The sequence below is a fragment of the Kribbella sp. NPDC051936 genome (genome assembly GCF_040680955.1).
In the GTDB taxonomy this organism is placed as follows: domain Bacteria; phylum Actinomycetota; class Actinomycetes; order Propionibacteriales; family Kribbellaceae; genus Kribbella.
On record NZ_JBFAXS010000006.1, the window covers coordinates 489,829 to 511,322 of the forward strand.

The 21,494-nt window shown below is 68.8% G+C and carries 21 protein-coding genes; 12 read left to right on the forward strand and 9 right to left on the reverse strand.

What is annotated here, in order from left to right:
- Nucleotides 1–119: 119 nt before the first annotated feature.
- Complete coding sequence (locus AB0L64_RS23545; protein ID WP_359927713.1) at nt 120–1,406, reverse strand: citrate synthase; 1,287 nt, start codon at nt 1,404–1,406, stop codon at nt 120–122.
- A gap of 279 nt (nt 1,407–1,685) precedes the next feature.
- Here AB0L64_RS23545 and rplM point away from each other — a divergent pair, with 279 nt between their 5' ends.
- The 3 genes from rplM to glmM are packed head-to-tail and all read left to right on the forward strand — an operon-like array spanning nt 1,686 to nt 4,040.
- On the forward strand, nt 1,686–2,129 hold the full coding sequence (gene rplM, locus AB0L64_RS23550; protein WP_131286311.1) for a 50S ribosomal protein L13: 444 nt from the start codon (nt 1,686–1,688) through the stop codon (nt 2,127–2,129).
- A 35-nt stretch (nt 2,130–2,164) separates the two neighbouring features.
- Nucleotides 2,165–2,686, forward strand: a complete 522-nt coding sequence (rpsI, locus tag AB0L64_RS23555; protein WP_355482625.1) for a 30S ribosomal protein S9 — start codon at nt 2,165–2,167, stop codon at nt 2,684–2,686.
- A gap of 7 nt (nt 2,687–2,693) precedes the next feature.
- Complete coding sequence (gene glmM / locus AB0L64_RS23560; RefSeq protein ID WP_363713165.1) at nt 2,694–4,040, forward strand: phosphoglucosamine mutase; 1,347 nt, start codon at nt 2,694–2,696, stop codon at nt 4,038–4,040.
- A 67-nt stretch (nt 4,041–4,107) separates the two neighbouring features.
- Here the strand turns inward: glmM and AB0L64_RS23565 are convergent, their stop codons facing one another.
- The 6 genes from AB0L64_RS23565 to AB0L64_RS23590 all read right to left on the reverse strand — a co-directional run bounded on the left by AB0L64_RS23565 (nt 4,108) and on the right by AB0L64_RS23590 (nt 10,726).
- Entirely contained in the window at nt 4,108–4,917 is an 810-nt protein-coding gene (locus AB0L64_RS23565) for an ATP-binding cassette domain-containing protein (RefSeq protein WP_363713167.1), read from the reverse strand.
- Nucleotides 4,914–5,759: an ABC transporter ATP-binding protein gene (locus AB0L64_RS23570; RefSeq protein ID WP_359927706.1), complete on the reverse strand. Its 846-nt coding sequence runs from the start codon at nt 5,757–5,759 to the stop codon at nt 4,914–4,916. Before AB0L64_RS23570 ends, AB0L64_RS23565 begins: the two co-directional genes overlap by 4 nt.
- Complete coding sequence (locus AB0L64_RS23575) at nt 5,756–6,673, reverse strand: ABC transporter permease (RefSeq protein ID WP_363713170.1); 918 nt, start codon at nt 6,671–6,673, stop codon at nt 5,756–5,758. The genes AB0L64_RS23570 and AB0L64_RS23575 overlap by 4 nt, the downstream gene beginning before the upstream one ends.
- A gap of 14 nt (nt 6,674–6,687) precedes the next feature.
- Complete coding sequence (locus AB0L64_RS23580) at nt 6,688–7,677, reverse strand: ABC transporter permease (RefSeq protein ID WP_363713172.1); 990 nt, start codon at nt 7,675–7,677, stop codon at nt 6,688–6,690.
- 13 nt (nt 7,678–7,690) lie between these two features.
- Nucleotides 7,691–9,388 (reverse strand): ABC transporter substrate-binding protein, encoded by a 1,698-nt coding sequence (locus AB0L64_RS23585; RefSeq protein WP_363713174.1) that lies wholly within the window; start codon nt 9,386–9,388, stop codon nt 7,691–7,693.
- A 132-nt stretch (nt 9,389–9,520) separates the two neighbouring features.
- Nucleotides 9,521–10,726 carry an ROK family transcriptional regulator gene (locus AB0L64_RS23590; RefSeq protein WP_363713176.1) on the reverse strand — a complete coding sequence of 402 codons (1,206 nt, stop codon included), beginning with the start codon at nt 10,724–10,726 and terminating at the stop codon, nt 9,521–9,523.
- Between the two features lie 73 nt (nt 10,727–10,799).
- On the opposite strand from AB0L64_RS23590, the gene AB0L64_RS23595 reads away from it, so the two are divergent.
- Genes AB0L64_RS23595 through ilvY form a run of 3 tightly spaced genes read left to right on the forward strand, consistent with a single transcriptional unit; the run spans nt 10,800 to nt 12,881 of the window.
- Nucleotides 10,800–11,657 carry a substrate-binding domain-containing protein gene (locus AB0L64_RS23595; protein ID WP_363713178.1) on the forward strand — a complete coding sequence of 286 codons (858 nt, stop codon included), beginning with the start codon at nt 10,800–10,802 and terminating at the stop codon, nt 11,655–11,657.
- A gap of 10 nt (nt 11,658–11,667) precedes the next feature.
- Entirely contained in the window at nt 11,668–12,051 is a 384-nt protein-coding gene (locus tag AB0L64_RS23600; RefSeq protein ID WP_363713180.1) for a RidA family protein, read from the forward strand.
- Between the two features lie 2 nt (nt 12,052–12,053).
- Nucleotides 12,054–12,881: an HTH-type transcriptional activator IlvY gene (ilvY, locus tag AB0L64_RS23605; RefSeq protein WP_359927689.1), complete on the forward strand. Its 828-nt coding sequence runs from the start codon at nt 12,054–12,056 to the stop codon at nt 12,879–12,881.
- Here ilvY and AB0L64_RS23610 read toward each other — a convergent pair.
- Nucleotides 12,805–13,869, reverse strand: a complete 1,065-nt coding sequence (locus AB0L64_RS23610; protein ID WP_363713183.1) for a LacI family DNA-binding transcriptional regulator — start codon at nt 13,867–13,869, stop codon at nt 12,805–12,807. The genes ilvY and AB0L64_RS23610 overlap by 77 nt on opposite strands.
- 148 nt (nt 13,870–14,017) lie before the next feature.
- On the opposite strand from AB0L64_RS23610, the gene AB0L64_RS23615 reads away from it, so the two are divergent.
- The 6 genes from AB0L64_RS23615 (at nt 14,018) to AB0L64_RS23640 (ending at nt 20,523) form a co-directional block, all read left to right on the forward strand.
- Nucleotides 14,018–15,247 (forward strand): ABC transporter substrate-binding protein, encoded by a 1,230-nt coding sequence (locus AB0L64_RS23615; protein WP_363713185.1) that lies wholly within the window; start codon nt 14,018–14,020, stop codon nt 15,245–15,247.
- Between the two features lie 4 nt (nt 15,248–15,251).
- Nucleotides 15,252–16,190, forward strand: coding sequence for a sugar ABC transporter permease (locus tag AB0L64_RS23620; protein ID WP_355482648.1), 939 nt, complete (start codon nt 15,252–15,254; stop codon nt 16,188–16,190).
- 9 nt (nt 16,191–16,199) lie between these two features.
- Nucleotides 16,200–17,000 (forward strand): carbohydrate ABC transporter permease, encoded by an 801-nt coding sequence (locus AB0L64_RS23625; protein ID WP_363713187.1) that lies wholly within the window; start codon nt 16,200–16,202, stop codon nt 16,998–17,000.
- An 18-nt stretch (nt 17,001–17,018) separates the two neighbouring features.
- Entirely contained in the window at nt 17,019–17,792 is a 774-nt protein-coding gene (locus AB0L64_RS23630; RefSeq protein ID WP_363713189.1) for a ThuA domain-containing protein, read from the forward strand.
- Nucleotides 17,785–18,876, forward strand: a complete 1,092-nt coding sequence (locus AB0L64_RS23635) for a Gfo/Idh/MocA family oxidoreductase (RefSeq protein ID WP_363713191.1) — start codon at nt 17,785–17,787, stop codon at nt 18,874–18,876. The genes AB0L64_RS23630 and AB0L64_RS23635 overlap by 8 nt, the downstream gene beginning before the upstream one ends.
- Nucleotides 18,877–19,077: 201 nt before the next feature.
- Nucleotides 19,078–20,523, forward strand: a complete 1,446-nt coding sequence (locus tag AB0L64_RS23640; RefSeq protein WP_363713193.1) for a ketol-acid reductoisomerase — start codon at nt 19,078–19,080, stop codon at nt 20,521–20,523.
- Between the two features lie 33 nt (nt 20,524–20,556).
- Here the strand turns inward: AB0L64_RS23640 and murQ are convergent, their stop codons facing one another.
- Complete coding sequence (gene murQ / locus AB0L64_RS23645; protein WP_363713195.1) at nt 20,557–21,441, reverse strand: N-acetylmuramic acid 6-phosphate etherase; 885 nt, start codon at nt 21,439–21,441, stop codon at nt 20,557–20,559.
- Nucleotides 21,442–21,494: the final 53 nt, after the last annotated feature.

Here is a 21,494-nt window from a genome sequence, read left to right on the forward strand (position 1 = left end):
CCCTGTCCCGGACGTGCCAGAAGTTCCGCAGGTACTCGTCGTGCACCGCGCCGGACAGTTTCTCCCTGAACAGCGGAACGGCCCCCGACCGGGTGGTCGGGGGCCGTTCGGGGGTCAGGTCAGCGGTCGCCCATGGGCACGTACTGGACGCCGCGGCCGCCGGTGTAGATCTGCTTCGGGCGGGCGATCTTCTGGTCGCCGTCGCCGAGCATCTCCAGCCACTGGGCCAGCCAGCCCGAGGTGCGCGGGATGGCGAACAGCACGGTGAACATCTCCGGCGGGAACTGCAGGGCCTCGTAGATCAGTCCGGAGTAGAAGTCGACGTTCGGGTAGAGCTTGCGGGAGACGAAGTAGTCGTCCTCCAGCGCGATCTTCTCCAGCTCGACGGCGATCTTCAGCAACGGGTTGATGCCGGTCACCTCGAAGACGTCGTCGGCGGCCTTCTTGATGATCTTCGCCCGCGGGTCGTAGTTCTTGTAGACCCGGTGGCCGAAGCCCATCAGCCGCTCTTCGCCGTTCTTCACGCCCTCGATGAACGACGGCACGTTCTCGACTCCACCGATCCGGCGCAGCATCTTCAGCACCGCCTCGTTGGCGCCGCCGTGCAGCGGGCCGTAGAGGGCGCCGATCCCGCCGGCCACCGCGGTGTACGGGTCGACCTGGGTCGAGCCGATCGCGCGGACCGCGTTGGTGGACGCGTTCTGCTCGTGGTCGGCGTGCAGGATGAACAGGATCTCCAGCGCGCGCACCAGCCGGTCGTCGGCGGCGTACTTCGGCTCGCTCATCTTGAACAGCATCGACAAGAAGTTCGCCGTGTAGCTGAGCTCGTTGTCCGGGTACACGTACGGCTTGCCCTGGGCGTGCCGGAAGGCGAACGCGCCGAGGGTCGGCATCTTGGCGATCAGCCGCCGGATCTGCAGCGCCCGGGACTCCTCGTCGAAGATGTTGCGCGACTCGGGGTAGAACGTGGACAGCGCGCCGACCGAGGCCAGCAGCATGCCCATCGGGTGCGCGTCGTACCGGAAGCCCTGCATGAAGGTCTTCAGGTTCTCGTGCACGAACGTGTGATACGTCACGTCGTGCGCCCAGGCCTCGTACTCCGCCTTGTTCGGCAGCTTGCCGTTCACCAGCAGGTAAGCCACCTCGAGGTAGTTCGACTGCTCGGCGAGCTGCTCGATCGGGTACCCGCGGTACTCCAGGATGCCCTTGTCGCCGTCGATGAAGGTGACGGAGGAACGGCAGGACGCGGTGTTGACGAAGCCGGGGTCGTAGGTGGCCAGGCCACCGTCGCCGTCGGATGCGCTGATCTGCTTGAGGTCTGCGGCACGGATGGTGCCATCGGTGATGGCAAGGTCGAAGTCCTTGCCGGTCCGGTTGTCCCGGACGGTGAGCGACTGTTCGGTCACAATGCCCTCTTCGGAAGCTGGCGTCATCGCCTGGATGAATGAGGGTAGATCAGCCGGCGGGACGCGGGTCTGGACTGCAATCTTCACCGCTAAACTAGTGCGGTCCTCAGCTGCTTCCAAGCCGGGGTCCCCTCGGCGTGTGGGCTCACTTTGACCCGAACACGGCGGCGCCGGTATTCTGGGCTGCTGTTGTGCGTTCCAGGTCCAGGACAGACACGTCTGCTGACCGCTCGCCGACGTCCAGTTCTGTTCAACTCTGAGAAACGAAGGTCAACGACCGTGCGCACGTACAGCCCGAAGCCTGCTGACGTCACTCGTGAGTGGCACGTGATCGACGCCACCGACGTCACGCTCGGTCGGCTCGCCGTCCAGATCGCCACCCTGCTGCGCGGCAAGCACAAGCCGACGTTCGCTCCGCACGTCGACGGTGGCGACTTCGTCGTCGTCGTCAACGCCTCCAAGGTGGCCCTGTCCGGCACCAAGCGGACCGACAAGCTGGCGTACCGCCACTCGGGTCACCCGGGTGGTCTGACCGCGACGCCGATCGGCGAGATCCTCGACAAGGACCCGCGCAAGGCCGTCGAGAAGGCCGTCTGGGGCATGCTCCCGAAGAACCGCCTGAGCCGGAAGCTGCTGACCAAGCTGAAGGTGTACGCCGGTCCGGAGCACCCGCACACGGCGCAGCAGCCGAAGCCGTTCGAGATCACCCAGATCGCCCAGTAAGCGATCGACGAACCAGGTAAACGAGGATTCACAGCGTGAGCGACATCACCACCGAGACCGAAGAGTTCGACACCGAGGTCCCCATCGACACCGAGGGCCCGGTCGCCTACACCTCCGAGACCAACCCGGCTCCGGAGCAGCGCGCCGAGACGGGTCGGGTCGCGGTCATCAACCCGGCCGGCGCCACCGGCCGTCGCAAGGAGGCCGTCGCTCGCGTTCGGATCGTCCCGGGCACCGGCAAGTGGAAGATCAACGGGAAGGACCTCGACGTCTACTTCCCGAACAAGGTGCACCAGCAGCACGTGAACGAGCCGTTCGTCGTCGCGGGCCTCGAGGGTTCGTACGACGTGATCGCCCGGATCAACGGCGGCGGCATCACCGGCCAGGCCGGTGCGCTGCAGCTCGGTGTGGCCCGCTGCCTGAACGCCGCGGACCTCGAGGCCAACCGCCCGGGTCTGAAGAAGGCCGGCCTGCTCACCCGCGACGCGCGGATCAAGGAGCGCAAGAAGGCCGGTCTCAAGAAGGCCCGTAAGGCGCCTCAGTACAGCAAGCGCTGATCACCTGATGGGGCGTTTGTTCGGCACGGACGGAGTCCGTGGCCTGGCGAACGTGGACCTGACCGCGGAGCTGGCGCTCGACCTCTCGGTCGCGGCAGCTCACGTACTCGGCGAGGCCGGTGCCTTCGAAGGGCACCGGCCGCGCGCCGTTGTGGGGCGGGATCCGCGTGCCAGTGGTGAGTTCCTGGAAGCCGCCGTGGTGGCCGGTCTGGCCAGCGCCGGCGTCGATGTCGTCCGGCTCGGCGTGCTGCCGACCCCGGCCGTCGCGTACCTGACCGGTTCGACCGGCTCCGACCTCGGCGTCATGCTGTCCGCCAGTCACAACCCGATGCCGGACAACGGCATCAAGTTCCTGGCCCGCGGCGGGATCAAGCTCGACGACGTGATCGAGGACGCCATCGAGGCCCGGATGGGCGAGGAGTGGCAGCGTCCGACGGGTGCCGATGTCGGCCGGATGACCGACGACGGGCAGGGGTTCGAGACCTACGTCTCGCACCTGGTCCGCTCGGCCCCGAACCGGTTCGACGGCCTGAAGGTCGTGATCGACTGCGCGAACGGCGCCGCCTCGCAGACCGCGCCGGAGGCACTGCGCCGGCTCGGCGCCGAGGTGATCACGGTCGCCGCGGCCCCGGACGGGCTGAACATCAACCTGAACTGCGGATCCACGCACATCGAGGGTCTGCAGCGCGAGGTCGTCGGACACCGCGCCGACGTCGGCATCGCGCTCGACGGTGACGCCGACCGCTGCCTGGCGGTGGACGCGAACGGCGAGCTCGTCGACGGCGACCAGATCCTCGCGGTGCTGGCGCTGGCGATGCGGGACAGCGGCCGGCTCTCGAACGACACCGTCGTCGCGACCGTGATGAGCAACCTGGGGTTCGTGCAGGCGATGGTGCGGGAGCAGATCGCGGTCGAGCAGACCAAGGTCGGCGACCGGTACGTGCTCGAGGCGATGAAGGCCGGCGGCCACAAGCTCGGCGGTGAGCAGTCCGGGCACGTGATCCTGTCCGACCACGCCACCACCGGCGACGGCACGCTGACCGCGGTGATGCTGCTCGCGCGCGTGGCCCAGACGGGCAAAAGCCTGGCCGATCTGGCCGGCGCGATGACCCGCCTGCCGCAGGTCCTGGTCAACGTGAAGAACGTGGACAAGTCCCGCGCGGGCACCGACTCCACGGTCCAGTCCGCCGTCACCGAGGCCACCGCCCGCCTCGGCGACACCGGCCGGGTCCTGCTCCGGCCGTCGGGCACCGAGCCTCTCGTCCGGGTCATGGTCGAGGCGGAGTCCTCCGACACCGCCCACGAGATCGCCCACTCCCTCGCGGACGTGGTCGCCTCCGCACTGAAACTCTGAAACACCTGGGACCTGAAACGGCAACCTGAGACCTGGCAGAGCTGGTCCCAGGTTGCCGTTTCCCGTCTCAGCTGCCTGACGGCCTCAGCTCGGCGAGCCGTCGCTCGGGCGCTGGGGCTGCCTCCGCCAATAGCTGGGTGTACTCGTGCTGGGGGTTGAGGATCACGTCGTCGGCAGGGCCCTGTTCGACGACCTTGCCGTGGTACAGAACCATGATCTCGTCGCTGAAGTGCCGGGCGGTGGCGAGATCGTGGGTGATGTAGAGGACGCCCAGGTTCTCCTCGCGCTGCAGCGCGGCCAGCAGGTTGAGCACGCCGAGGCGGATCGAGACGTCGAGCATCGACACCGGCTCGTCGGCGACGAGGATCGCCGGCTCGGGTGCCAGCGCGCGGGCGATCGCGACCCGTTGGCGTTGACCGCCTGACAGCTCGTGCGGCTTGCGGTGCGCGAAGTCCTCGTCGAGGCGGACCCGGCGGAGGAGCTCGAAGACCCGCTCGTCGACCTCGTCCCGGGTGAAGGCGGGGTGGTGGAGCTTGACCGGGCGGGCCAGATGGTGCGCGATCGAGTGGTACGGGTTCAGCGACGCGAAGGGATCCTGGAACACCATCTGGACGGCCTTGCGGTACGTCGCCGCCGCCGCGCCGCGGTACTGCATCGGCTTGCCGTCCACCAGGATCTGGCCGGACGTCGGCCGCTCGAGCTGGAGCAGGAGCTTGGCGATCGTCGACTTGCCGGAGCCGGACTGGCCGACCAATGCGATCGTCCGGCCGGGCTGCAACTCGAAGCTGACCTGGTCCACCGCCCGCAGGCGCTTGCTCTGCAGCCCGTTCCGCAGCCGGTACTCCTTCACCACCTCGCGCATCTCGAGCGCACTCATCCTGCCTCCTCGTCGATCGCGCCGGTCCTGACGAAGCCGCCGCGGTCCCCGGTCAGGCTCGGGAACGACGACAGCAGTCGCTTCGTGTACGGGTGTTGCGGCCTCGTATAGAGCGTCAAGGCGTCGTCGAGCTCGACGATCAGCCCGTCCCGCATCACCGCGATCCGGTCGCTGATCTCGAGCAGCAGCGGCAGGTCGTGGGTGATGAAGACGACCGCGAACCCGAGCTCGGCGCGCAGCCGGGTGATCTCGCGCAGGATCTCCCGCTGGACGACGACGTCGAGCGCGGTGGTCGGCTCGTCCATGATCAGCACCTGCGGCTCGAGCGCCAGCGCCATCGCGATCATCACGCGTTGCCGCATACCGCCGGACAGCTCGTGCGGATAGGCACGCAGCCGGTCCCGGTCCACGCCGACGCGTTCGAGCAACTGGCCGCAGCGTGCGCGGCGCTCCGTCTTGCTCAGCTCGGGCCGGTGCGTCAGGAAGACGTCTTCGAGCTGCTCGGAGATCCGCAGGACCGGATTGAGCGAGTTCATCGCGCCCTGGAAGACCATTGCGATCTTGTCCCAGCGGAACGCCCGCAGGTCGTCCCCGGCCAGCGACGACAGGTCGATGTCGTAGCCCTCGCGGGACGAGAACACCACGCGTCCGCCGGTGATCTGCGCCGGCGGTTTCAGCAACCGGGTGATCGCGTACGCCAGCGTCGACTTCCCGCAGCCGCTCTCACCCGCCAGGCCGAGGATCTCCCCGCGTTCCAACGTCAGGGACACGTCGCGGACGGCGTGCACGGTGGTCTCGGCCAGGTAGTCGATGCTGAGGTTCTCGATGCTCAGGACCCTCATGCCTTCACGCTCCATTTGTTGCGTTCGGCACGCGTCTGCGCGCGCAGCTTCGGGTTGATGATCTCGTCGATGGAGAAGTTGATCAGCGACAGCGCCGCCCCGAACAGGGCGATCGCCAGGCCCGGCGGCGCGAACCACCACCAGGCGCCGAGGCGCAGCGCCAGGCCGTTCTGCGCGTAGAACAGCATGGTTCCCCAGGTGAAGGATCCGGACGCGCCGAGCCCGAGGAACGACAGACCCGCCTCACCGAGGATCGCGAAGATCACCGCGAACACGACCTGCGAGGCGAGCAGCGGGATCAGGTTCGGCAGGATCTCGACGAGCAGGATCCGCCAGCGTTTCTCGCCGCCGATCCGGGCCGCGAGCACGTAGTCGCGGCTGCGGACGCTGAGCGTGAAGCCGCGCAGCACGCGGGCGGATCCGGCCCAGCTGGTGATCGCGAGCACGGCGGCCACCAGCCAGATCGACTTGTTCGGTACGTAGCTGGAGATCACGATCACCAGCGGCAGGCCGGGGATCACCAGCATGATGTTCGTGAACAGCGAGAACGCCTCGTCGGTCGCGCCGCCGACGAACGCGCCGACGACGCCGAAGAACGCCGACAGCAGCAGCGTGATCGCCCCGACCACGACGCCGATGATCAGCGAGCCGCGAGTGGCGTACGCGAGCTGGGCGAAGACGTCCTGGCCGCTCTGGGTGGTGCCGAGCAGGAAGCCGTTTCCGGGCGCGGTCAGCCCGATGTCCCGGACCGTCGACGGGTTGCCGACGAGCAGCGGACCGAGGACGCCGAACAAGACGATCAGCCCGGCGACGGCCAGACCGACCGCGAGCTTCAGGGTCAGCGGCGGCCAGGCCCGGCGGCGCACCGGCGCCGACTTCTCGACGGCGGCCGCCCCTTCGGTGGTGATTGCCATTCAGGAGCCCCTTCTCAGGACCGCGCACGGGTGCGGGGGTCGATGACGCCGTACAGGAGGTCGACGAGCAGGTTCGCGCCGAGGACGGCGAGCGTGATGATCAGGAACACCGCCTGCATCAGCGCGTAGTCGTTGTTGTTGACGGCAAGCAACAGCGCCGAGCCGATGCCGGGGTAGGTGAAGACCGCCTCGGTGACGATCGATCCGGCGACCACGAACCCGAGCGAGATCGCGAATCCCGACACCGACGGCAGGATCGCGTTGCGGGCGACGTACCGGGACCGGATCCGGCGCGGGGTCAGCCCCTTCGCCTCGGCGGTGACGACGAAGTCCTCGGACAGCGTCGACACCATCATGTTGCGCATCCCGAGCATCCAGCCGCCGATCGACGAGATCACGATCGTCAACGCCGGCAACGCCCCGTGGTACAGCACCGACTGCACGAACGGGAGGCTCCAGCCGGGCGTCACGGAGTACACGTCGTACCCGCCGGTCAGCGGGAAGACGGGCCAGGTGCTGCCGAGCAGGAAGAGCAGCAGCAGCGCGAGCCAGAAGTACGGCACCGACTGCAGCATCGTGGTGACCGGGATCAGGCTGTCGACCCAGGAACCGCGCCGCCAGCCGGCGGCGCGTCCCAGCAGGATCCCGACGGCGAACGAGATCACCGTCGCGAGACCGATCAGCCCGACGGTCCAGGGGAGTGTCTGGCCGATGACCTGGGAGACCGGCGCGGGGAAGTACGCGATCGACGTACCGAGGTCGCCCTTGACCAGTTGGTGCAGGTACGTCCAGTACTGGTCCCACAGCGACGAGCTGGTGTCGGTGCCGAGCAGTGCCTGGATCGCGTTCCGCGTCGTCGGGGTGACCGGGCCTTTGGTCGCCAGCTTCGACAACATCAGGTCGACCGGGTTCCCCGGCATCAGCCGGGGAATCAGGAAGTTCAGGGTCAGGGCCGCCCAGAGTGCAGCGACGTAGAAGGCCAGCTTTCGCAGCAGATAGCGCACGGCGGACCCGCGCTCAGCTGGCGGGCTTGATGGTCTTGAGGACGATTCCGGCGTCCCAGGCCTTCCAGGCCGCGGGCAGGACGTACATGTTGTCCTTGGTCGGCCAGCCGGTGGCGCGGGAGGTGTTGAACTCGGTCAGCATCGAGTTCACGTAGACCGGGATGTAGGGCAGCTGGTCCGCGATGACGGTCTGGATCTTCGCGTACTCCGCCTTCTGCGCGGCCTTGTCCGTCGTCCCGGCGGCGACCTTGAGCGCGGCGTCGACGGCCGGGTTCGAGAACCGCGACTGGTTGCCGGCGGTGGCGGTCTTGCCTACCGGCGCGGTGTTCACGGTGGCGAGCTTGCCGTCGTAGGTGAAGTAGGGGTTCGTGGAGGCGCCGAGGCCGACGGAGTCGAGCGAGAGCTGGAACTTCCCGTTGGTCTGGGCGGCGTTCCACTCGTTCCAGGAGACCTGGCTGGGCTTGAGCTCGATGCCGACGGCCGCGAGCTGCTGCTTGAGGGTGTCGTTGATCGAGATGTAGTCGCTCCAGCCGGTCACGGTCTGGACCGTCAGCGACAGCCGCTTGCCGCCCTTGGACCGGACGCCGTCGCTGCCCTTCGTCCAGCCGGCCGCGTCGAGGAGTTTGTTCGCCTCGGCGGTGTCGGGCGCCTGCGGCAGCTTCGCCTTGCCCGAGTCCGCGATCCATTCGTCGTCGCGACCGGGCAGCAGCAGGGTCGGCGAGCCGACACCCGCGACGCCGCCGCCGGCCAGCTTGGCCAGCTGCTCGCGGTTCATCGCGAGATAGATCGCCTTGCGGACGGCGGGATCGGTCTGCGGTCCGGCGCACCCGAGCTGGGCGTTGGAGCACGTCACGATGACGGTCGTCATCACGGGCGAGTTGACGTAGGTCAGGTTCTTGCCGGACTTGATGATGTTGTCGATGCCGGGCAGGTAGGCGCTCGCCCAGTCGACCTTGCCCGCCACGAGTGCGGCGCTGGCAGCGTCCGCGGAGCTCACCGGGAGGTAACGCACCTCCTTGATCTCGGGCTTGCCCTGCTCCCAGTACTGGTCGTTCTTGGTCAGCACGAAGCTCTGCGGCGTGTACGACTTGACCTTGAACGGCCCGGTGCCGACCGGGTTCTTGTTCAGGTCGGTCGTCGGGTCCTTGATGTCCTTCCAGATGTGCTCGGGCACGATCGCCTGGTTGGCGAGCACGGCCGGCTCCTGCATCAGGGACTTCGACTTGAAGGTCAGTACGGCGGTGTCGTCGGCCGTCGCCTTCGCGGTGGCGGCGAGGCCCGACGGGTTCAGCGCCGGGGTCTTCGCGACCAGGTTGAAGGTGAACGCGACGTCCTTGGCGGTGAACGGCTGACCGTCGTTCCACTTCACGTCGTGGCGGGTCTTGATGGTGAGCTCGGTCCCGGCGGCGTTCCAGGAGTAGCCCGTGGCGAGCACCGGCGTCGGGTCCGACTGCTTCGCGAAGTTGTACCAGTAGAGCGGCTCGTAGATGACGCCCAGCGTCGGCTGCAGCGCGGTAGTGCTGAACGGGTTGAAGTTCTCCGCGGTGATGTCGCCGGCCGCGACGGTGACGGAGGCGTCCTTCGCGGCTGCCTGCCCACCGCCGGCGGCGGCGCCGTCGCAGGCGCTGATCAGGAGGGCGGTGGCTGTCGCGACGGCCGCGACGCTCACCAGGCGCCGCGTCCTCGTACGGTCCTTCGGGTTCCGGAGCATTGATCGTCCTTTCCGCACGTCACCCCGGCACCCGCCAGGGAAGCTGGCGGTAACTTAGTTCGCCTAATAAACATAAGACAAGACGTTGATCAGTAACGGTTTGACCGCGCAGAGTGGAGCAAACGGCGAAGGCTAGGCCGAAACGGTCCCGGAGCGGAGCATCATCAGGGCCGCGCCGATCGCGGCGGCGTCGTGGCCGCGCTCGTCGAGGACCACCTCGGTGTTCACGGCCCGGCCGAACGCCGAGCTCTGGATCCGCTCCTGGATGATCGGCAGGTAGATCGTCCCGGCGACGGCGAAGGCCGGCCCGGTCAGCACGAGCAGCTGGACGTCGTACATGTTCGTGATCGTCTGCGCGCCGAGCGCGAGCCAGGACGCGGAGTCGCGCAGGATCGCCTCGGCCCGGGAGTCGCCGGTCAGCGCCAGCCGGGCGATCGCCGCGAACGCCGCCACGCCGGTACGGCGCTGTGAGCCGAGGTCGAGCCCTGCCGCGCGGGCCTTGGCGACGACCGTCGCGGGCCCGGCGATCGCCTCGAGGCAGCCGGTGCTCCCGCACCAGCACTGCGGGCCGCCGATCTGGACGCAGACGTGCCCGACTTCGCCGGCGTTGCCGTGCGCGCCCTGGTAGACGTTGCCGTTCAGCCGCAGGCCCGACCCGATGCCCTCGCTCATGAACAGCGCGGCCATCACCGAGACGTCGTGGCTGGTGGTCAGCCGCGTGCCCGCGGCGGCCGCGGTGGCGTCGTTCTCGAGCAGCGCCGGCAACTGTAGACGTTCTTCCAGGCGCTGGTGGATCGGGAAGTCGACCCAGCGCGCCATCGACGGCGGGGCCGACGTGACGCCGCGGTTGCGGATCAGCGGGCCGGGACACACGAAGCCGAGCCCGAGAACCAGCGAGGAGTCGATCCCCGACCGCTCGATCAGCTCGGTGGTCTCGGTCGCGATCCGCGCCACGACCTGCTCCGGGTCGCTCGCCTCGCCCGGCCCGGCGCGCCGCCAGCGCGCCACCACCCCGCCGGCGTAGTCGACCAGCACGTACGTCAGGCTGTCGGCGCTCAGGTGGACGCCGACGACGTACCGGGCCGCTGCCCTGATCCGGAGCAGCGTGCGCGGTTTGCCGCCGGTGGACGAGCCGCGGCCGGCCTCGTCGACCAGCCCGTCGTCGATCAGCCGCCGGACCACGGTGGTGACCGACGGGGCGGTGAGGCCGGTGATCTGGGTGAGTTCCACCCGGCTGACCGTGCCCGCGGAGCGGATGCTGTCCACAATGAGGGCACGGCTGTTCGTCGGTGCCGGGTCGTAGCCCGGTGATCGCGACGCGTCGCTGACCTGCTGCATCGGAACATCCGCAATCTGTCGAGTTAGTTAGGTCTGTGAATATAGTGGCTTCGATGGCCTTGGAGGGCAGTGTATGGGGGACGTGACGTCGCGCGAGCGGATCGCGGGGCTGGTGCTGGCGCGTCCCGGGCGGTTGCTCGGTATGGAGCCGTTCATGGCCGATGTCGTGCAGGGGATCGAGGAGGTCTTCGACGGCCGGCGGGTGAGCCTGCTGATCGAGTTCGCGGCCGACACCGCCGAGGAGATCGAGATCTGGCGGCGCTGGGTGCCGAGCCGGCACGTCGACGGCATCGTCATGGTCGACCTGCGGACCAAGGACCCCCGGCTCGCCGAGCTCGAGCGGCTCGCGGTGCCGGCGGTGCTGCTCGGCGGGCCCGAGCTCGAGGCCCCGATCACCAACGTGCTGGTCGACAACGCCGAAGGCGCCAGGGCCGCCGTACGGGCGCTCGCGGACCTCGGCCACCGCGACATCGCGCGGGTCAGCGGTCCGCGCGACATGCTGCACTGCCAGGCGCGCGACGACGCGTTCATGGCGACCTGCGCCGAGCAGGACGTCGACGGCCGCGTCATCGAGGGCGACTACTCCGAGGACGCCGGCCGCGACGCGACGCGGCGGTTGCTGACCGGCAGTCGGGTCCCGACGGCCGTTGTGTACGACAACGACCTGATGGCGATCGGCGGTCTCGCCGTGGCGAAGGAGCTGGGCGTCGCCGTCCCCGGCCGGCTGTCGGTGATCGCGTGGGACGACACCGCGGTCGCCCGGCTGGCCACTCCGCCGCTGAGCGTGGTGACGGTCGACGTGCACGGTCTCGGCACGATCGTCGGCGAGGCCATCCTCGCGGTGATGGACGGCGGCGACGTCACGACGTACCAGGTCCCGAAGCCGACGATCCGGCTGGCCGGCTCGACCGCGCGGCCCGCGGTTGCCTAGCGTTCGGGGTATGACTGAGCGACGGGCGATTCTGAGCGGTTCGACGTTCGAGGAGCAGATCGGGTACGCGCGCGCCGTGGTCGACGGCGACTGGGTGCACGTCTCGGGGACGACGGGCTTCGACTACTCGGCGATGACGATCGCGGACGACGTGGTGGCGCAGGCCGAGCGCTGCATCGTGAACATCGCGGACGCCCTGAAGGCGGCGGGATGCTCGCTGGACGACGTCGTCCGGGTGCGGTACATGCTGCCGGACCGGGACGACTTCGAGCCGTGCTGGCCGACGCTGCGGCGCGCGTTCGGCGAGATCCGCCCGGCCGCCACGATGCTGGTGTGCGGGCTGTCCGACCCGCGGATGAAGATCGAGATCGAGGCGTACGCCCGCCGGAGGTGACCGTGGAGCACCGGGAACTGGAGCTCTTCCTGCACCTCGCGCGCACCCTCAACTACGGCCGGACGAGCCTGGAGTGCCACGTCAGCGCGGCCACGCTGACCCGCACGATCCAGCGCCTGGAGACGCGGGCCGGCGCCCAGTTGCTCGATCGCGGGCCACGGGGCGTCGTGCTGACCGCCGAGGGGCGACGCTTCACGACGTACGCCGAGCAGGCGCTGGAACTGTGGGCGGACTACCGGTCCGGCTCCGCCGAGCCGGCCGGTCTCACCGGTGAGCTGCGCATCTTCGCCACCGTCACCGCCTGCCAGACCCTGCTGCCGGACCTGCTGGCGCCGCTGCGCGCGGAACACCCGCAGATCCGCCTCGCCATCCGCACCGGCGACGCGGCCGCCGCGCTCGCCCGTCTGGACGAGGGCGAGGTGGACGCCGCGGTGGCCGGTATTCCCCGGCGCCTCCCGCAATCGTTGGTCACCCGAACGGTTGCCGTCACCGACCTGGTCCTCGTCAAGGCCCGCGACAGCGCCGCCGACGGCCCGTACGTCGTACCCGCCCGGGGTCTGGTCCGCGACAACGCGTTCCGCTGGTTCCGCAGGAACGGTGTGAAGCCGGTGATCGCCGCCGAGCCGGACGGGCACGAGGCGCTGCTCGCCCTGGTGGCGCTGGGATGTGGCGTCGGCGTCGTGCCGCGCCTCGTCCTCGAGTCGTCGGCCGTGCGTGATCAGCTGACCGAGCTCCCGGCCGACCTGGAACCGCTCACGATCGGGCTTTGCGCGCGCCGCGCCGACCTGCGCCGGCCTTTGGTCGCGGCGCTCTGGGACCTGCGACCGTAGCGCCCGCGAACAGCTTCGCCGGCACCAGCTGCGGTGGCAGCGGTGCGTCGCCCTCGAGCTGACGGAGCAGGGCCTCGGTGCCGAGCTGGCCGAGCTCGGGGCCCGGGGTGCGCATCATGGTGAGTTCGGGGTCGCTCATCACGGCTGTTTCCGGCACCGTCAGCAGGGACAGGACCGAGATGTCGCCCGGGATGTCGTGGCCGGCGCGCTTCAGTCCGGAGACGACGCCGAGCGCGGCGTACTCGTTGAGGACCAGGACCGCGGTCGTCTCGGGATACTCGGCGAGCACGCGTTCGGCGGCTCCTTTCCCGGCCTGGGTGGTGTCGGAGCAGGGGACGACCACGACCGGCAGGCCGTACGACGCAGCGATGCGCCGGTACGCCTCCTCGGTCCGCACCCACGGGCCGTAGGCGTGGAACCGCGGGTCGTCCAGGTCACCGGAGATCAGCACGAGCTCGCGATGCCCCAGCTCGTACAGGTGCTCGACCGCGTCCTCGACGGTCGTGTCGAAGTCGATGTCCACATGCGACAGGCCGTCGAGCTCGGTCGTCCGCCCGATCAGCGAGAATGGCGTCCCGGACTGGCGCAGTACCTCGATGCGCGGGTCGTCGAGCTGCACCTCCATCAGGACGACGCCGTCCACCAAGCCCTGCCCGAGCAGCTCCCGGAGCTCGACGCCGTCGTTGCCGACCGGCCACAGCACCAGGTGGTAGTCCTGCTTGCGGGCCGCCTCGGCCGCGCTGGTGAAGAACTCCGCGGTCGACATCCCGAACCGGTGCTCGAGCGCCGGGTACGCCATCGCGACGATGTGCGTGCGTTTGCTGGCCAGCGCGCGAGCGACCACGTTGCGCCGGTAGCCGAGCTCCAGCATCGCCTGCTCGATCCGCGCGCGGGTCGCGGCCGTCACCGGCTTGGTGTCGTTGAGCAGGAACGAGACGGTCGCGATCGAGACTCCCGCCCGTTGAGCGACGTCGCGCATCGTGACCATCGATCGACCCCCTCTGAGCCCTTGACAGCGGTGTGACGTACGGAACATAGTCCTTCAACACCTCAGTTAAGCGGTTTACCGCCAAATCCACAACATCCGCCCCAGTCCCCTCGTCCATCGGTTAAACGCTTTGAAGGAGTCCGATGTCATGATCAGCAAGCGGATCGCCGCCGCGCTGGCGGGTGCGACGACGGTGTCGCTCCTGCTGGTCGCCTGCGGTGACAACGGCGGCGGCCAGTCGTCCGCATCCGGCGACAGCGTCAAGAGCCTCACGGTCCTGGACTACTACAACAACGACCCGGACAAATCCCTTGTGCAGAAGGGACTTGACTCCTGCGCGTCCCAGCTCGGCATCACCATTCAACGGGAGACGGTGCCTGGTGACACCTTGATCCAGAAGGTGCTGCAGCAGGCCTCGTCGAAGACGCTGCCCGACGTGCTGATGCTCGACAACCCCGACGTCCAGCAGATCGCCGCGACCGGCGCGCTGGCGCCCTTGAACGACATGGGCCTGAACGGCGACGGCGTGATCAAGGGGATGGTCGACGCGACGTCGTACGACGGCAAGCTCTACGGGCTGGCGCCGGTGACCAACACGATCGCGCTGTTCTACAACAAGGACATGCTGGCCGAGGCCGGCGTGCAGCCGCCGAAGACCTGGGAGGAGCTGAAGGCGGCCGCCAAGAAGCTCACCAAGCCCGGTCGCTACGGGATGGCGTTCAACGCCAACGCGACGTACGAAGGCTCGTGGCAGTTCCTGCCGGCGATGTGGACCAACGGTGGCGACGAGACCGACCTGACCAGCCCGCAGGTGGCGGAAGCCCTGCAGCTGTGGGTGGATCTCGTCAAGGCGGGTTCGGCGTCGAAGAGCGTCATCAACTGGACGCAGGGTGATGTGAAGGACCAGTTCGTGGCCGGGAAGGCCGCGATGATGCTCAACGGCCCATGGCAGATCCCGGCGCTGCAGAAGTCGCCGAACGTGAAGTGGGACGTCGTCACGTTCCCGCTGAACAAGCCGGACCAGACGCCGGTCGCGCCGCTCGGCGGCGAGGCGTGGACGGTCCCGCTGAACAAGGACCAGGCCAAGCAGCAGAAGGCCGCCGACTTCGTGAAGTGCCTGAACTCGGACGAGAACGAACTGGCCTGGGCGAAGGCCCGGTTCACGCTCCCGACCAAGCTGTCGCTGCTCGACCAGTACGCCAAGGAAGTGCCGTCGATGAAGGCCTTCGCCGAGCAGGTCAAGACCGCCCGGTCGCGGACCGGCAAACTGGGTGACAAGTGGCCGGACGCCGCGAAGGTGATCTACCAGGCGATTCAGCTGGCGCTCACCGGTAAGGCCTCGGCCCAGGACGCCTTCAAGCAGGCCTCCGGCGGCTGATGCAATGGTGACGCTCACACGCACGACGGTGGCCGGCCGCGAGAAGGTTCGCGGCCGGCGCCACCGCGGCGAGTCCCTCACCAAGGTGCTGTTCGTCCTGCCCGCCGCGGTGGCGATGGTGGCGCTGTTCGGCTACCCGGTGGTGAAGAACCTGCTGATGAGCCTGCAGGACTACGGGCTGAAGACGTTCTTCACCGGTGCCGCGCCGTGGGTCGGGCTGAAGAACTACAGCACGGTCGTCACGGACAAGCTGTTCTCGGACGCGATGCTGAACACGGCGTTGTTCACCATCGGGTCGATCGCCTTCCAGTTCGCGATCGGCCTCGGGCTGGCCCTGTTCTTCCACAAGAAGTTCCCGTTGAGCGGGCTGCTGCGGTCGCTGCTCCTGCTGCCGTGGCTGCTGCCGCTGATCGTGTCCAGCGCGACCTGGCGATCGATCCTCGAGCAGGACAGCGGCATCCTGAACCGCACGCTGCTGAAGTTGCACCTGATCGGCGACCCGGTGCCGTGGCTGAACTCGCCGTCGGTGGCGCTGATCGCGGTGATCGGCGTGAACATCTGGATCGGCATCCCGTTCAACGTGACGCTGCTGTACTCCGGTCTCGCGGAGATCCCCGACGAGCTGTACGAGGCCGGCCAGCTCGACGGTGCGACCGGGTGGCGATCCTTCTGGTACATCACCTGGCCGAACCTGCGGGCGGTCGCGAGTGTGCTGCTGATGCTCGGTGTCGTCTACACCATCAAGGTCCTGGACATCATCCTCGGCCTCACCGGCGGCGGGCCGGCGAATGCGACACAGACACTGGCGACCCAGTCGTACGAGAAGTCCTTCATCGACTTCAAATTCGGCCAGGGCGCGGCACTGTCCAACATCCTGATCGCGATCTCGTTCGTGTTCGCGATCTTCTACCTGCGCGGCACCCGTCGTGCCGTCGACGAGTAGGGGGACCTGATGCGACGTACCACCTACACCGTGATCGGCGTGCTGGTCCTGTGCGTGATGCTGTTCCCGGTCTACTGGATGGTGAACGCCTCGCTGCAGCCGTCCGGAAACACGCTCACCGCCGGTTTCCTGCCGTTGCATCCGACGTTTTCCGGGTACAAACGCGCTCTCGACGAGCAGGGCGGAAACCTCGTCACGAGCATGATCATCGCGGCCGGAACGGTCGTGCTGAGTCTGGCGATCGCGACGCCGTGTGCGTACGCGCTCTCGCAGTTCCGGTCCCGCTGGGTGTCGATCGGGCTGCTGGCGATCCTGATCTCGCAGATGATTCCGGGAATCGTGATCGCGAACGCGCTGTACACGGCGTACGAGCGGATCGGGCTGCTGAACTCGATCCCGGGCCTGATCGTCGCGAACTGCAGCAGCGGGATCCCGTTCGCGATCCTGATCCTGCGCTCGTTCATGCTCTCGCTGCCGCCGTCGCTGGTGGAGGCCGCGCGGGTGGACGGCGCCGGGCTGTTCCGGGCGTTCGTCGCGATCGTGCTGCCGATCAGCAAGAACTCGCTGATCACCGCCGGGCTGTTCAGTTTCCTGTTTTCCTGGAGCGATTTCCTGTTCGCGCTGACGCTGACCACCAAGGGCGGCGTCCGGCCGGTGACGCTCGGGATCTACCAGTACCTCGGCACCCAGGTGCAGAACTGGAACGCGGTGATGGCGACCGCGGTGCTCTCGGCGATCCCGGCCATCGTGCTGCTGGTCGCCGCGCAGAAGTACATCGCCGCCGGCGCCATCGGCGGAGCCGTCAAATAACCCTTAAGGACAAGAGATATGACGATTCGCGTACTCGTCTGGGGCGAGAACCGGCACGAGCAGGTGGAGCCGCACGTCCGCGAGATCTACCCCGACGGCATGCACGCCGCCATCGCGGCCGGCATCGCCGAGAACCTCCCGGACGCCAAGGTCGCCACCACGACCCTCGACGAGCCCGAGCACGGCCTGACCGAGGACGTGCTGGCGGAGACCGACGTCCTCGTGTGGTGGGGCCACGCCGCCCACGGCGAGGTCGACGACAAGGTGGTCGACCGCGTGTACCAGCACGTGCTGTCCGGGATGGGCCTGGTCGTGCTGCACTCCGGGCACTGGTCGAAGATCTTCGGCAAGCTGATGGGCACCACCTGCACGCTGCGCTGGCGCAGTGAGCGCGACCGCGAGCTGGTCTGGACGGTCAACCCGACGCACCCGATCGCGCAGGGTGTCCCGCACCCCATCGTGATCGAGCAGCAGGAGATGTACGGCGAGTTCTTCGACATCCCCGTCCCGGACGAGCTGATCTTCGTCTCCTCGTTCTCCGGCGGCGAGGTGTTCCGCTCCGGCATTACGTACCGCCGCGGGCACGGGAAGATCTTTTACTTCTCGCCGGGCGACCAGGACTACCCGGTCTATCACCACAAGGACGTGCGTAGGGTGATCGCGAACGGCGTCGCGTGGGTGAACACCGACCTGCCCGAGCGGAAGATCCCGACGCTGCTGCGCTACGAGACCGACGACTTCTTCAACGGCCACGGGTACACCGGACCCATCGAGGAGCCTGCCGATGCCTGAACCCTTGCGACTGCTGCAGGTCGGAGCCGGCGGGATGGGGCGCGCCTGGCTGCGCACCATCGCCGCCAACCCCGACGTCGTCCTGGCCGGCCTCGTCGACCTCGACCTGGACGTCGCGCGCGCGGCAGCCGACGAGCACGGATTCGGCGACGTACCGGTCGCCGCCGCGATGGGCGACCTGTCCGTCGAGTTCGACGCGGTCATCGACGTCACGGTGCCGGTGGCGCATCCGAAGGTCAGCGTCGAGGCGTTGCTGCGCGGCGTCCCGGTGCTGTGCGAGAAGCCGCTCGCGGAGACAGTCCGCGAATGTCTGACGATGGTCGCCGCGAGTGAGGTGAGCGGCCGGCTGCTGATGGTCTCGCAGTCCCGCCGCTACTTCCGCGCGGTGAACGCCTTCCAGCGTCAGCTGGCCGAGCTCGGGTCGATCGGGACGCTGTCGTGCGAGTTCTTCAAGGCGCCGCACTTCAGCGGTTTCCGGGAGCGGATGGCCGAGCCGCTCCTGGTCGACATGGCGATCCACCAGTTCGACCTGTCCCGCAAGCTGATCGGGTCGGAGCCGGTGTCGGTGTACTGCGATTCGTACAACCCGTCCTGGAGCTGGTTCGACGGCAACGCGGCCGCTTCCGCGATCTTCACCTACTCCGACGGCACCCGCTTCGCCTTCACCGGCAGCTGGTGCGCCCCGGGCCTGGAGACGTCGTGGAACGGCCTGTGGCGGGCGAGCGCCCCCGGCGGTACGGCGACCTGGGACGGCGACAACGCACCGGTCGCCGAGCTGGCCTCCGGTGAAGCGTTGCCCGCGGCAATGGCCGACGAGCCGGAGGAGATCGCCGGGTCGCTGGCCGAGTTCGTCGACGCCGTCCGGACGTCGACGATCCCGCAGTCGGAGGTGCATTCCAACGTCATCAGCCTCGCGATGGTGGAGGCCGCCGTACGGTCCGCCGACACCGGGTCGGCGGTCCGCATCGCCGACGTCATCACGGACGCCTACGAACAGGCTCTGGCGACCACCCAGGACCCGGACCTGCTCGCCGCTCTGAAGGCGTGGCCGAACCCGTTGAAGGCAGTCGGCCTCGAGTCCTGACGGCTCCGGCGGGCTGTCGAAGGGGCGGACCTCCGTCACTCACCAAGCCCGCCGGCGCCGGCCGCGCCGCCCGGCCCCAGGCGTGAACCCGCGAGCTCCGGGCCGGTTGGTGAGTGACGCACGTCCGTTTCAGTTCGTGCACCGGTCCGCTGCACATATTGCGCTTGCTGCAATGGCTGCGCCGCCCGTTGACTGGTGGGCATGAAGAGTTCGGTGTTTCGGGTTGAGGTGATGGACGTTCCCGGCGGGTCCGAGGACATCGTGCGGGGTGGGCGGGACCTGTTTCCCTTGCTGCCCAAGGCGTTGCACGGGGTCGAGCGGATCGGCGTGCTCGGGTGGGGTCCGCAGGGGCGGGCGCAGGCGCTGAACCTGCGGGACTCGCTCGACGGGACCGGCATCAGCGTGACGGTCGGCCTGCGGCCGGGATCGCGGTCCGCGCAGGACGCCCACGCCCACGGGTTCACCGAGGCCGACGGGACGCTGGGGGACTGGCTCGAGGTCGCGGCCGCGAGCGACCTGGTGATCCTGCTGATCGCGGACGCGGCGCTGGCCGCGCACCACGAGGAGATCTTTGCGGTGCTGAAGCCCGGCGCGACCATTGGCCTGTCCCACGGATTCCTGCTCGGGCACCTGACCTCGACCGGGAGCGCGTTCCCCGAGGGACATCCGGTGATCGCGGTGTGCCCGAAGGGCATGGGGGACTCGGTCCGTCGCCTGTACCAGCAAGGCGCGACCGTCAACGGGGCCGGGATCAACGCGAGCATCGCCGTGCACGCGGATCCGGACGGGCACGCGTGGGACCGGGCGCTCGCCTGGTCGGTCGGGCTCGGGTCGCCGTACACGTTCGCGACCACGCTGCGCGACGAGTACCGCTCGGACATCGTGGGGGAGCGGGCGATCCTGCTCGGCGCGGTGCACGGGCTGGTGGAGGCGCTGTACCGCTACTTCCGGATCGACGGGGCAGATCCGGTGACGGCGTACGAGCGCTCCACCGAGGCGATCACCGGGCCGATCGCGCGGACCATCTCGGAGTCGGGGCTCGCGGCGGTGCGTGCGGTGTGCGGCGACGAGGACCTGTTCGACCGCGCGTACTCCGCGACGTACGGGCCGGCCCGCGACCTGGTCGCCGAGATCTACGACGAGGTCGCCGACGGCACCGAGCTGCGCAGCGTGATCCTCGCCGAGCAGCGGCTGGCGAGCCGGCCGATGACCGAGATCGGCGGCAGCCCGATGTGGGCCCACAGCGCCGAGGTGCACGCCCGGCGCGACACCGCGCCCGCCGTCGTCGACCCGCTGACCGCGGGGCTGTTCGTGGCGACGATGATGGCGCAGGTGGACGAGTTCGCGGCGCGCGGCCACGCATGGTCCGAGATCGTCAACGAGTCGGTGATCGAGGCCGTCGACTCGCTGCTCCCGTACATGCACTCCCGCGACGTCGCCTACATGGTCGACAACTGCTCCCGCACCGCCCGCCTCGGCACCCGCCGCTGGGGCCCGCGCTTCCAGGCGGCGTACGAGCAGATCGCCCTCCCATACCTAGACCGCCCCGCCGACGCCGAGCTCCTCAAGACCTTCCTCGACAACCCGGCCCACGAGGCCCTCGCCGCAGCCGCCGAACTCCGCCCGTCCGTTGACATCTCCGTCTGACCTGCCGGCGGGCGGTGATATAGCCCGCCCGTGTCAGGCGAGTTCGGCCAGGGCGGTGGCGACGCGGCCGTGGGCGGCTTCGAGGGCTGCGCGGGCCTCGGGGATCGGTGTGCCGGTGAGGAGGTGGACCAGGGCCGGCTTGAGTTCGCCGTCGGCGGCCGCGAGTGCGGTCTCGCAGGCGTCCTCGTCGGCGCCGGTGGCCTCGGCGAGGATCCGGAGCATCCGGCCGCGGAGCTTCTTGTTGGTGGCGACCAGGTCGACCATCAGGTTGGACCAGGTGCGGCCGAGCTTGATCATGAGCGTCGTCGAGAACGCGTTCAGGATCATCTTCTGCGCGGTGCCGGCCTTCAGCCGGGTCGAGCCGGCGATCACCTCGGGGCCGGTGTCCGCGGCGATCACGACGTCCGCGAGCGGCGCCAGCGGCGCATCCGGGTTGGACGTGACGAGGACGGTGCTCGCCCCGGCGGCACGCGCCGCCTTCAGCGCGCCGGCGACGTACGGCGTGCTCCCGGAAGCAGCGAGCCCGACGACGAGGTCCTGACCGGTGACGGCGGCCGCGTCGGCGGCGCCGCCCTCCTCGGAGTCCTCGACGTTCTCGACCGCGCGGAGCAGCGCCTCCATCCCGCCGGCGTGGTGGGCGACCACCAGACCGTCGGGCACGTGGAACGTCGGCAGCAGCTCGGCGGCGTCCAGGACGGCCAGGCGTCCCGAAGTGCCGGCGCCGAAGTAGTGCACCCGGCCGCCGCCGCGGACCGCCTCGACGGCGGCGTCGACGGCCTTGGTCAGCTCCGGGATCACCGCGCTGACCGCCCCGGCGACCAGGGCGTCCTCGTTGTTCACGAGGTGGAGGATCTCGGACGTGCCCACCGCATCGATGGCGAGCGTCCTCGGGTTGCGCTGCTCGGTCGGTGAGGTCACGGGATCGATGTTAGTTTTCTACTGAAGGATTTTCAATTCCGTTGAATCTTGAC

What these genes read in the sequence shown, in the direction of transcription:
- AB0L64_RS23635 (WP_363713191.1), top strand. Translation starts at nt 17,785, where the DNA reads ATGCCTGAACCCTTGCGACTGCTGCAGGTCGGAGCCGGCGGGATGGGG.
- AB0L64_RS23625 (WP_363713187.1), top strand. Translation starts at nt 16,200, where the DNA reads ATGCGACGTACCACCTACACCGTGATCGGCGTGCTGGTCCTGTGCGTG.
- AB0L64_RS23620 (WP_355482648.1), top strand. Translation starts at nt 15,252, where the DNA reads ATGGTGACGCTCACACGCACGACGGTGGCCGGCCGCGAGAAGGTTCGC.
- AB0L64_RS23640 (WP_363713193.1), top strand. Translation starts at nt 19,078, where the DNA reads ATGAAGAGTTCGGTGTTTCGGGTTGAGGTGATGGACGTTCCCGGCGGG.
- AB0L64_RS23575 (WP_363713170.1), bottom strand. Translation starts at nt 6,673, where the DNA reads ATGGCAATCACCACCGAAGGGGCGGCCGCCGTCGAGAAGTCGGCGCCG.
- glmM (WP_363713165.1), top strand. Translation starts at nt 2,694, where the DNA reads ATGGGGCGTTTGTTCGGCACGGACGGAGTCCGTGGCCTGGCGAACGTG.
- AB0L64_RS23590 (WP_363713176.1), bottom strand. Translation starts at nt 10,726, where the DNA reads ATGCAGCAGGTCAGCGACGCGTCGCGATCACCGGGCTACGACCCGGCA.
- AB0L64_RS23595 (WP_363713178.1), top strand. Translation starts at nt 10,800, where the DNA reads ATGGGGGACGTGACGTCGCGCGAGCGGATCGCGGGGCTGGTGCTGGCG.
- AB0L64_RS23615 (WP_363713185.1), top strand. Translation starts at nt 14,018, where the DNA reads ATGATCAGCAAGCGGATCGCCGCCGCGCTGGCGGGTGCGACGACGGTG.
- AB0L64_RS23565 (WP_363713167.1), bottom strand. Translation starts at nt 4,917, where the DNA reads ATGAGTGCGCTCGAGATGCGCGAGGTGGTGAAGGAGTACCGGCTGCGG.
- AB0L64_RS23630 (WP_363713189.1), top strand. Translation starts at nt 17,019, where the DNA reads ATGACGATTCGCGTACTCGTCTGGGGCGAGAACCGGCACGAGCAGGTG.
- AB0L64_RS23600 (WP_363713180.1), top strand. Translation starts at nt 11,668, where the DNA reads ATGACTGAGCGACGGGCGATTCTGAGCGGTTCGACGTTCGAGGAGCAG.
- AB0L64_RS23570 (WP_359927706.1), bottom strand. Translation starts at nt 5,759, where the DNA reads ATGAGGGTCCTGAGCATCGAGAACCTCAGCATCGACTACCTGGCCGAG.
- AB0L64_RS23610 (WP_363713183.1), bottom strand. Translation starts at nt 13,869, where the DNA reads ATGGTCACGATGCGCGACGTCGCTCAACGGGCGGGAGTCTCGATCGCG.
- AB0L64_RS23585 (WP_363713174.1), bottom strand. Translation starts at nt 9,388, where the DNA reads ATGCTCCGGAACCCGAAGGACCGTACGAGGACGCGGCGCCTGGTGAGC.